Origin of the sequence: Halogranum gelatinilyticum, assembly GCF_900103715.1 — an archaeon.
Taxonomy (GTDB): Archaea; Halobacteriota; Halobacteria; order Halobacteriales; family Haloferacaceae; genus Halogranum; species Halogranum gelatinilyticum.
On record NZ_FNHL01000010.1, the window covers coordinates 20,998 to 31,194 of the forward strand.

The window sequence follows — 10,197 nt, forward strand, 5'->3', positions numbered from 1 at the left end:
GGCATCTCGCTCGGAGCGGGCAGCGAATCAGAGGCACCCACTGACGCCTATCGCGGGCGTCGATTCACGTTTTTCTCGGTCGTAATCCGCCGTAGTCTCCCGGTTGAACACGCGTTCGCCACAGCCGAACTCGGGGTCAGGTATCCCAGTAGAGTAGGCCGGCGGCGACGAGCAGACAGACAGCGAGGCCGGCGAAGGCGGTTACGTAGTCCGCGTAGGTCGCGACGATGCCGACGTAGGCCGGGCCGAGCGCGTTCGCGCCGAGGAAGAGTGCCCGTGCCGCGCCGAGGTCTGCGCCCATGTCGCCGTCGGGCGCGTTGTCGACGATGATGGTGTCCGCGAGCGGGAACTCCATCTTGTAGCCGAGCGCGAGGACGACGATACAGCCGTAGATGAGGAGTCTGGACTCGCCGCCGACCAGCGAGAGGACACCGAGGGCGACGGCGGCGACGAGCAGGCCGACGACGGCGATGGACTCACGGCGGAACCGGTCGCTGACCGCGCCGGCGATCGGTTTGATGGCGAGACCGACGACGAAGACGATGGCGAAGGCCGCACTGGCTAGCTGTTCGGAGAACGCCTTCGCCTCGATGAGATAGGTCGGGAAGAAGTTGATGAAGCCGCCGACCATGAAGTAGAAGAGCGCGAACGCGACGAGCGTCCGCCGTTGCTCAGGGCTGGCGACGAGCCGCCGGATCGTTCCCGTGGCGTCGAGCGACGGCGACCCGACGGTGTACTCCTCACGCGACCAGAGGACGAACAGGAGCGTGAGGACACCGAGGACGGCGGCGACCGGGAGGAACGGAGCACGCCACGTCGCGTAGGTGAGCGCGAGGATGGCGACGCCGGAGGCGAGCAGCCCACCGAGGTCGGTTCCGGCGGCGTACAGTCCCATCGCCCGCCCGCGACGCTCAACGTAGAGATCCGAGAGGAGCGCCCGCGAGGGGATGGCGAAGAGTCCCTTCCCGAGACCCGTGACCGCGGCGGCGAGGACGAAGCCCGCCAGCCCGCCTGCCAGCCCGAACGTGGCGAAGCCGAGGACAAGCACGACGAGTCCGGGGACGATGAGCGTCGCGCGGGTCCAGCGGTCCGAATACTCCCCACCGGGATACTGGGTGATGGCGTAGATGCCTTGGAAGACGGCGAGTGCGATGCCCGCGGTCGCGTTCGTGATGCCGAGGTCATCGATGATGGTGGGCAGGAGCGGCGAGAGGAGGAAGCGTCCGAGCTGGAGGACGGCCCACGCGAGCGAGACGGTCGCCAGCATCCGGCCGGGATAGCCGGAGAGCAACCGATCCGACGACGCTGACGATTGTGTCACACTCCTGTCTACGAGAGAGGGGTATCAGTGGGTTACGGTTCCGGCCGAGTCCGCCGCTCCACCGTCACGCGGGAACCTGTCTCCCCCCGCTCTTGTATTACACTGCTATGCGTGTAACGTTACACGCCCCGTCTGTGGATAAAGACCGGTCGGCACGGCGACCGACGGCCGCGGCAGCGACGTCAGAAGAAATCGGAAGAAGTCAGAAGAAGTCCGGACTCTCCGACTCGCTCTCGGCCATGTTGATGTTGACCTCGATGACGTTGGCGGCGTTGGTCACCTCGTCGACGACCATCTCGTGGTACTCGGTCTCCTCCATCCGACGACGCGGTCCCGACACCGACACCGAGCCGAGGACCTTCCCGTGGCGGTTCAAGACGGGCGCGCCGATAGCCTGCAGCCCCTCGATCTCCTCCTCGTCGTTGTAGGCGTAGCCCCGGTCGCGAATCGTCTCCAACTCCGCGACCAGCGCGTCGCGGTCGGTGATGGTGTTGGCAGTCTTCCGGACCAGCCCGTATCTGTCGATGATCTCCTCGACGCGTTCCTCGGGGAGATGTGCGAGGATGGACTTGCCCGTCGCCGAGAAATGGAGGTAGTCGGGTTTCTGAAGCTTACTCGTCTGGTAGTCGCTGCCGACGGCCTTCTCGCCGCGGACCTTGTAGAGGTTGACGCCGAGTCCGTGCTGTTCGGTCGAGAGATGGGCGTACTCGCCGGTCGTCTCCGCCAGCCCTTCGAGGACGCTCTTGCCCTCACGGTAGAGTTGGTTGTGGTTGCGGACGTACTCGCCCAGCAAGAGGAACTGCAACGACAACGAGTAGGTGTTGCCCTCTTTGACGACGAACTTGTTGTCCCGGAGCGTCATCAGATGGTTGTAGACGGCACTCTTCGACATCTCGAGTTCGTCGGCGAGTTCGGTGACGCCCGCGCCGTCGAGGTCCTCCAGCGCGCGGACGACGTCGAACGCACGCGAGACCGTCTTCAACAGCCGCGGCGAGTCCGAGTTCGTGCGGTCGGCCATACCGGCCCTTCGGCCGAATACGGTTTATTCGTTTGTATTTCATGCAGGCCTGCCGCGTTACGACTGAAATCGCGTGTCTGAGTCTCTCTCGCTCCCGTATGACAGTTTCTTTAGATGGTGGGAAGCCGGTTCAAACCATCGAAACCTGCGATTTCGGCGGAACGAAGCGAGACAATTCGCGATATGCACGATTTTGTTTTCTCCCTTCGAGAACAAATAGGTTCGTCTCTCATAATCGGAAGCAGTACCCTGGTTTCAGAAGTCGCAGACTGGCCTCACAGTGTCGAAACGCCAGTAATTGAGCGATTCACATGCTATGTGTCGTTCGCGAAGTCGACAACGCTTTCAGCCGTCTCAGATACTCGAAAAGAGTCGCTTCTCCTCTTATGGCCGTTCGGGCTCCCCGGTTCTGCCCTGTCGCGCTCGCGAACGGCTACTCCGTCGCAAGGTCGGCGAGTGCACCGGCGAGGACGTCCGCAGCCGCCGCGCAGTCCTCCCAGTCGGTCCACTCCAGCGGGTTGTGGGAGATTCCCCCACGCGACGGCGCGAAGAGGAGTCCGGCGTCCGTCACGGACGCGATGTTCATCGTGTCGTGGGCGGCCCCCGAGTGGAGGTCCATCGTCTCGATACCGGCTTCGTCGCCAGCGGCGTGCATGGCGTCTCGGCATCGGTCGCTCATCGGTACCGGCTCGCGGCCCCACGGCCGCTCGAAGGTCGTCTCGACGTCGCGCTCCGAGGCGATGAGGTCGAGACTGGTCCGCGCGTGGTCGACGATGGTCTCGACGGAGTCGCGCTCGACGTCGCGGATGTCGATGGTCAGTTCGGTCCGGCCAGAGATGACGTTCGGCGCGTTCGGCCCGACGTCGAGTTTGCCGACGGTGGCGACTGCGGTCTCCGAATCCGACGCGACGACGTCGTTGGCGATGGCCTCGACGTCGAGGACGAACTCGCTTGCGGCCGCCAGCGCGTCCGAGCGGTCGCCCATCAGCGTCGACCCGGCGTGGTTGGCTTCGCCGATGAACTCGACTTCACAGCGCGTCAGCCCGGTGATGGTCGTGACGACGCCCGCCGGAACGTCGGCGTCTTCGAGCCGTTCGCTCTGTTCGATGTGGAGTTCCAGCCAGGCGTCCCACTCGCTCGCGTCGACGGCACCCTCCCCGCGGAAGCCGATGTCTTCCAGTGCCTCGCCCAAGCTGATCCCCTCGCCGTCTTCGAGCGCGAGTGCCTCATCGACGGTCGTGTCGCCGGCGGCGACGGCCGAGCCGAGGAGACCGCCGCCGAACCGTTGGCCCTCCTCTTCGGTCAGGTTGACGACCTCGACCGGCCGGACGGGTTCGACACCGGCGTCCTGCATCGCGCGGACGCTCTCCAGTGCCGCGTAGACGCCAAGCGGCCCGTCGAAGATGCCGCCTTCGGGGACGGAGTCGAGATGGCTGCCCGCGGCGACGGGCGCGGCGTCGGAGTCGGCACTCTCGGGGTCCCACCGGCCGACGACGTTGCCGACGGCGTCGACGTGGACGGAGAGTCCGGCATCGCGCAGTCGCTCACAGAAATATTCGCGGGCCTGCCGGTCCGCTTCGGTTCCTGCGAGAACGGTCCGTCCGTTGCCCTCGTCGACGGCGAGGCCGCCGTACTCGGCGTTCGCTTCGATGTCTCTGCGGAGACGGTGCTGGCTCACTTGCATTTCGCTACGACATGATTTACCAACATACTACTTGACTGTTTTCGTCGTCGGGGGAATTCTGTCCGATATTAGGTACTTTAGGGAATAGGTACAGTGTTCGTGGCGGTACTACCAGAAGTTTTATTGCTGATTACCAGAACCGTGTCTGTATGTCACGGGATAGCAATAGCAGTAGCAGTGAGACGGATTCTAGTGGCGCGCCGACGCTCGACCGCCGGAAGTTCCTGGCCGCGACGGCGGCGGGTGTGCCGGTCGCCCTCGCGGGCTGTACGGGTGGCGACGGCGGCAGTGATACCGAGACGTCCGGCGACGGCGGCAGTGGTGACGGCGGGAGTACCGAGTCCGGCTCGTCCGGCGAGGCCTCCTCGGGCGGCACGCTCCAGTGGGGCGGTGCGGTCCCGGTGCAGGGCCTCGACCCGCATCTCGACAGTGCCGCGGCGTCGAGTCGCGTCCTGGAGAACATCACCGAGCCGCTCATCCAGCTCGACTTCGACTACTCGCTGAACCCGCATCTCGCGAAGGAGTGGACGACTTCCGAGGACAACACGACGCTGACGTTCACGCTCGAAGAGGGCGTGACGTTCCACAACGGTAAGGAGATGACCTCCGCCGACGTGCTCGCGTCCTTCGAGCGCATCGCCAACGGCGAGTATCTCGCCACCGGCTTTTTCGACTTCGTCGACTCCATGGAGGCTCCCGGCGACTACGAGTTCGTCATCAACCTCTCGGAGCCGTTCGCGCCGTTCCTCGCCCGGATGGCGACCTCCGAGATGCACGTCCTCCCCGAGGAGCAGGCACAGGAAGACAAGATCACCGAACCCATCGGGACCGGTCCCTACCAGTTCGCGAGCCGCGAGATCGAGACCTCGTTCACGATGGAGAAGTACGAGGACTACTGGGACCAGGACGAGGAAGACGGCCCGTTCCTCGACAAGATCGTCAAGAGCGAGATCACGGACCCGAGCGTCCGCCTGCAGTCGTTCCGCGCCGGCGAGTACGACTTCATCAACGGCATCCCGCCGAAGGACGTCCAGTCGGTGCAGAACGACTCGTCGGTCCGCTTCGAGACGCAGTTCCCCAAGGCGCTCGTCTACCTCGGGCTGAACTGTAACGAGGAGCCGTTCGACAACAAGGACGCTCGGCTCGCCCTGGACTACGCGCTCGACAAGGAACAGATCACCGAGGCCGCCCTCTACGGCACGGGTCAGGCGACGGCGTCACCCGCCGCCCCCGGCAGCCCGTGGGTCAACGAGGACGTCGAGCCGCGGCCGCGCGACCTCGACAAGGCCCAGGAGCATCTGGAGAAGGCCGGGATGCCCGACGGCTTCGAGGTCTCGTTCAAGATTCCGCAGTCCTACCCGACGCAGGTCCAGGGCGCGAAGGTCATCGCCGACCAGGCCTCCGACGCCGGGATCACGATGAACATCCAGCAGATTACGTGGAGTACGTGGCTCTCGGACGTCTACACCAACCAGAACTTCCAGGCGACCACGTCGAGCTACCTCGCGCTCTACTACCCCGACGTGTCGTTCTACAAGTTCCTGCATCCGAACGGTGCGTTCTTCTTCACCGGCTGGGAGAACGAGGAGTACAACGAACTCGTCGAGGAGGCCCGCCGCCTCTACGACGAAGAGCAGCGTGCGGAACTCTACCACGAGGCGACCGAGATCCTGCAGGAGGAGCGCGCAGGCCATCTGCTGCTCTGGTGGCAGCCGAACCTCTACGGTTCGTCGACGGACTACAAGGGCCGGATCGGCGCGCCGGACGGCTCGACGCTCCGCTTCAGAGACAACTACCTCGAGTAATCCGGAGGCTCTCACATGTCTATGTACAACTATCTGGCCAGACGGCTGGGGTTCATGCTGTTGACCCTGCTGTTCGTGACCGTCATCACGTTCGCGGTCACGAACATCCTGCCGGGCAACGTAGCGTTGCTCATCCTCGGGCCGAACGCCACCGACCAGTCGATTCAGGCACTCCAGTCACAGCTCGGCTTGGACCAGCCGCTCTACATCCAGTATATCGACTGGATCGTCGGTCTCGTGCAGGGTGATATGGGCACGTCGCTGCGATTCGGCGAGCCTGTGGCTACGCTCATCGCCGAGAAGCTCGGTCGCTCGCTGCTGCTCGCGACGGCGGCGACCGCCATCGCCGTGTTCTTCGCCATCCCGCTGGGTGTCATCTCGGCGGTCAAGCAGAACGAGCTGCCGGACCTACTGGCGTCGATGTTCGGCTTCATCGGCATCTCCATCCCCATCTTCCTCTGGGGGCTGGTGTTCATCCTCGTCTTCGCCGTCTGGTTCGGCCTATTCCCGACGGGTGGGTACGTTCCGCCCTCCGAGGACCCGGTAGCGACGCTCACGCATCTCGTCCTGCCTGCGTCGTCGATGGGCTTCGCGCTCACGGCGTACATCATGCGGATGACGCGCTCGTCGATGCTCGAAGTGCTGAGCGAGGAGTACATTAACCTCGCCCGTGCCAAGGGAATGACCCAGCGCGTCATCGTGCTGAAACACGCGCTGCAGAACGCCATCATCCCGGTCATCACGGTCGTCGCCTTCCAGTTCAGCTACGCCTTCGGCGGCGTCGTCGTGCTGGAAGAGGTGTTCTTCTGGCCCGGTATCGGCCGGCTGACGCTCACGGCGATTCAGAGCCGGGACATCCCGCTCCTGCAGGGCTGCATCATCGTCGTCGCGCTCATCTACATGCTCTCGAACCTCACCGCCGACTTGCTGTACGGCTACTTCGATCCGCGTATCCGCTACGGGGGTGACGAATGATGTCGACGTCGACGTTCTCCATCTCGGACGCTCGCAAGGAGCGCTTCGAGCGGTTCGTGCGGAAGTTCCGCAACAACACGAAGGCCATGATCGGTCTGGTCATCGTCGTTCTGCTCGTCCTCGTCGCCATCTTCGCGCCGGTGCTCGCACCGTACCCCATCGACAAGACCTCTATCGAGGACCGTTCGGAGGCACCGTCCGTCGACCATCCGTTCGGCACCGACGACCTCGGCCGCGACATTTTCAGCCGCGTCGTCATGGGGAGCCGTATCTCCCTGCGCGTCGGCTTCGGTGCCATCGGCGTTGCACTCGCCGCGGGGACCGTCATCGGGGTGGTCTCCGGCTACTACGGCGGGTTGGTCGACGAGTTACTGATGCGGTTGATGGACGCGATGATGTCGTTCCCGCCCATCTTACTCGCGTTGACGCTGCTCGTCGTCCTCGGTCCCGAGTTGAACAACGTCATCCTCGCGTTGGCATTCGTCTACACGCCGTATATCGCGCGTGTCGGACGGAGTGCGACGCTCTCGGAGACGAACGAGTCGTACGTGGAGTCCGCCATCGCCCGCGGGGAGAGCAGCGGCCGCATCGTCTTCAGCGAGGTGTTGCCCAACACGACGGCACCGCTGCTCGTCCAGGGGTCGCTCAACATCGCCTTCGCGATGCTCGCCGAAGCGAGCCTGTCGTTCCTCGGGCTCGGCGCGCAGCCGCCGACGCCCTCGTGGGGGCTGATGATCAACACCGGCCGCGGCTTCATGCAGACCGCGCCGTGGATGGTCATCTTCCCCGGCCTCGCCATCGCAATCACCGTCATCGGCTTCAACATGCTCGGTGACGGTCTCCGTGACGTCCTCGACCCGAAGGTGGATGCGATAGAATGAGCACGACTACACCCGACACCGAACCCAGTTCGAGTTCACCCCTGCTGGAGGTCCGGAACCTCCGGACCCAGTTCCGCACCGAGAACGGCACCGTCGTCGCCGCCAACGACGTCTCGTTCTCGCTCGACGCGGGCGAGACGATGGGACTGGTCGGCGAGTCCGGCGCGGGCAAGAGCGTCACCGCACGCTCGCTGCTCCAGCTCATCGACAGCCCCGGCGAGATCGCCGGCGGCGAGGTCATCTTCGAGGGCGAGAACCTGCTCGACTACTCCGAGAAGCAGATTCAGCGGGTTCGTGGCAACAAGATCGCCCTCGTCCCACAGGACCCGATGTCCTCGCTCAACCCGGTGCTCACCGTAGGCGAGCAGATTATCGAGACCATCGTCCACCACCAGGGCATGGAGCGCGAGGAGGCCAGAACACAGGCCATCGAGGCGATGACCGAAGTCGGCATCCCGGACGCCGCAGAGCGCGTGGACGACTACCCCCACGAGTTCTCCGGCGGGATGCGTCAGCGCGTCCTCATCGCCATCGGGCTGTCCTGCGAGCCGGACCTCATCATCGCCGACGAGCCAACGACCGCACTCGACGTGACCACGCAGGCGAAGATTCTCGACCTGCTCAACGAGTTACAGGAGGAGAAGGGGATGGGGATTCTGATGATCACCCACAACCTCGGCGTCGTCGCCCAGACCTGCGACACGGTCGGCGTGATGTACGCGGGCAACCTCGTCGAGACCGCGGAGATGCACGAACTGTTCCGCCGGCCACAGCACCCGTACACGCGCGGACTCATCGACTCCATCCCGCAGACGGACACGGCGTACGACGAGCTGCCGACGCTCGCGGGGTCGATGCCCGACTTAGAGGAGTTGCCGACGGGCTGTAACTTCGCGCCGCGCTGTGAGCACGCCATCGAGGAGTGCCGTACCGGCGGCGACCCGGCACTCGAACCCGCTGGCGACGGCTCGTCGCGAGCGGCCTGCATCCGCAGCGACGAACTCGACCTGAGCCAGGGCTACGTCCCCGACGACATCGAGCGCGAGGCCAAAGCGGTCGACCGCAGCGGACAGCCACTGTTCGAGGTGCGGAACCTCGAGAAGTACTTCCCTGCTGGCGACGGCGTCTTCGGGAACCTCTCAATCACGCGGGGCAACGGCGGGTTGCCCAAACTCGAACGGCGAGAGGTGAAGGCCGTCGACGGCATCAGCTTCGACATCTACGAGGGCGAGACGGTCGGTCTCGTCGGCGAGTCGGGCTGCGGCAAGTCGACGGTCGCCCGCACGGCACTGAAGTTGCTCGAGCCGACGGGCGGGGAGGTCTACTTCGACGGCCAGCCGATGCACGAGATGGGCGACAGCGAGGTCCGCAGTCTGCGTCGCGAGATGCAGATGGTTTTCCAGGACCCTCACAGCTCGCTCAACCCACGGAAGACCGTCGGCCAGATCATCGGCCGCGCGATGGAGAAACACAACATCGCGACGGGCGAGGAGAAACGCGAACGGGTGGGCGACCTGCTCGAACGCGTCGGCCTGTCGGCGTCTGCGGCCAAGAAGTATCCCCACGAGTTCTCCGGGGGCCAACAGCAGCGTATCGCCATCGCGCACGCGCTCGCCGTCGAACCGAAGCTCATCGTCTGCGACGAGCCGGTCTCGGCGCTCGACGTGAGCGTGCAGGCACAGATTCTCAACCTGCTCAACGAGATCCAGGACGAGTTCGGCATCTCGTATCTGTTCATCTCCCACAACATCGGCGTCGTGCGGCACATCTGTGACCGCCTCGCCGTGATGTATCTCGGCAAAATCGTCGAGTTCGGGACCATCGACCAGGTGTTCGACACGCCGTTCCACCCCTACACCGAGAGCTTGCTCTCGGCCGTCCCGCACGCCGACCCGACCCGGACGTCCGAACGCATCTTCCTCGAAGGCAGCGTCCCGAGTCCCATCGACCCGCCGTCGGGCTGTGCGTTCCAGACGCGCTGTCCGAAGAAGATCGGCGAGGAGTGTGAGACGGTCGAACCCGACCTCGAAGAGAAGGAGGCCGGCTCGGGCCACTATCTCTCATGTCATCTCTCCGTCGAGGAGATGAGCGACTCCGAGAGCCGCACGCAGTCCGCGCAGTCCGCGGAGCCACAGCACGGCGACTGAACGCTTCAGAGGCACCCCAGTTTCACTCGTCGCCGTCGCTGTTCTCACAGAGATTCGAGGAGGAAGCCCACGAGTTTACTCGTGGGAGGAATCCGACAGTCCCCTTCACCACCCACGAGCGATACAGTCCGACTCCCACACGACAATCGTATACATTATAAAGAAACACTCTAATATGTGAAGTACCGATGGAGGTGATTCGCACCGTCAAAGTCAAACTCGACATACCCGACGAGCGGTGCGACGACCTCCATCAGACCAAAGACCAGTTCCTCCACTGTGCGAACACCACCGCAGAGTGGGCGTGGAGACACCCGAACGACTACTGCGTCACCTCGAAACAGAAAGCCGAGAAAGCCCTCTACG

7 protein-coding genes and 1 pseudogene are annotated in these 10,197 nt (G+C 64.3%); 5 read left to right on the forward strand and 3 right to left on the reverse strand.

Going from position 1 to position 10,197, the window contains the following annotated elements; genetic code table 11:
• Positions 1–136 precede the first annotated feature (136 nt).
• The 3 genes from BLR57_RS18780 to BLR57_RS18790 all read right to left on the reverse strand — a co-directional run bounded on the left by BLR57_RS18780 (position 137) and on the right by BLR57_RS18790 (position 4,023).
• Positions 137–1,267, reverse strand: coding sequence for an MFS transporter (locus BLR57_RS18780; protein WP_089700278.1), 1,131 nt, complete (start codon positions 1,265–1,267; stop codon positions 137–139).
• A gap of 256 nt (positions 1,268–1,523) precedes the next feature.
• A complete protein-coding gene (locus BLR57_RS18785; protein WP_089700281.1) occupies positions 1,524–2,339 on the reverse strand; it encodes an IclR family transcriptional regulator in 816 nt (271 codons plus the stop codon).
• A gap of 433 nt (positions 2,340–2,772) precedes the next feature.
• Positions 2,773–4,023 (reverse strand): Zn-dependent hydrolase, encoded by a 1,251-nt coding sequence (locus BLR57_RS18790; protein ID WP_089700284.1) that lies wholly within the window; start codon positions 4,021–4,023, stop codon positions 2,773–2,775.
• A 149-nt stretch (positions 4,024–4,172) separates the two neighbouring features.
• On the opposite strand from BLR57_RS18790, the gene BLR57_RS18795 reads away from it, so the two are divergent.
• The 5 genes and pseudogenes from BLR57_RS18795 to BLR57_RS19820 all read left to right on the forward strand — a co-directional run.
• Positions 4,173–5,828: an ABC transporter substrate-binding protein gene (locus tag BLR57_RS18795; protein WP_089700287.1), complete on the forward strand. Its 1,656-nt coding sequence runs from the start codon at positions 4,173–4,175 to the stop codon at positions 5,826–5,828.
• Positions 5,829–5,843: 15 nt separating this feature from the next.
• The gene (locus BLR57_RS18800; protein WP_089700288.1) at positions 5,844–6,803 is read left to right on the forward strand and encodes an ABC transporter permease; all 960 of its coding nucleotides are present in this window, start codon (positions 5,844–5,846) and stop codon (positions 6,801–6,803) included.
• On the forward strand, positions 6,803–7,684 hold the full coding sequence (locus BLR57_RS18805) for an ABC transporter permease (protein WP_089700304.1): 882 nt from the start codon (positions 6,803–6,805) through the stop codon (positions 7,682–7,684). Before BLR57_RS18800 ends, BLR57_RS18805 begins: the two co-directional genes overlap by 1 nt.
• Positions 7,681–9,831 (forward strand): dipeptide ABC transporter ATP-binding protein, encoded by a 2,151-nt coding sequence (locus BLR57_RS18810; protein ID WP_089700291.1) that lies wholly within the window; start codon positions 7,681–7,683, stop codon positions 9,829–9,831. The genes BLR57_RS18805 and BLR57_RS18810 overlap by 4 nt, the downstream gene beginning before the upstream one ends.
• 188 nt (positions 9,832–10,019) lie before the next feature.
• A pseudogene (locus tag BLR57_RS19820) lies at positions 10,020–10,197 on the forward strand (RNA-guided endonuclease InsQ/TnpB family protein); the annotation flags it as partial.

What these genes read in the sequence shown, in the direction of transcription:
- BLR57_RS18800 (WP_089700288.1), top strand. Translation starts at nt 5,844, where the DNA reads ATGTCTATGTACAACTATCTGGCCAGACGGCTGGGGTTCATGCTGTTG.
- BLR57_RS18810 (WP_089700291.1), top strand. Translation starts at nt 7,681, where the DNA reads ATGAGCACGACTACACCCGACACCGAACCCAGTTCGAGTTCACCCCTG.
- BLR57_RS18780 (WP_089700278.1), bottom strand. Translation starts at nt 1,267, where the DNA reads ATGCTGGCGACCGTCTCGCTCGCGTGGGCCGTCCTCCAGCTCGGACGC.
- BLR57_RS18790 (WP_089700284.1), bottom strand. Translation starts at nt 4,023, where the DNA reads ATGCAAGTGAGCCAGCACCGTCTCCGCAGAGACATCGAAGCGAACGCC.
- BLR57_RS18785 (WP_089700281.1), bottom strand. Translation starts at nt 2,339, where the DNA reads ATGGCCGACCGCACGAACTCGGACTCGCCGCGGCTGTTGAAGACGGTC.
- BLR57_RS18805 (WP_089700304.1), top strand. Translation starts at nt 6,803, where the DNA reads ATGTCGACGTCGACGTTCTCCATCTCGGACGCTCGCAAGGAGCGCTTC.
- BLR57_RS18795 (WP_089700287.1), top strand. Translation starts at nt 4,173, where the DNA reads ATGTCACGGGATAGCAATAGCAGTAGCAGTGAGACGGATTCTAGTGGC.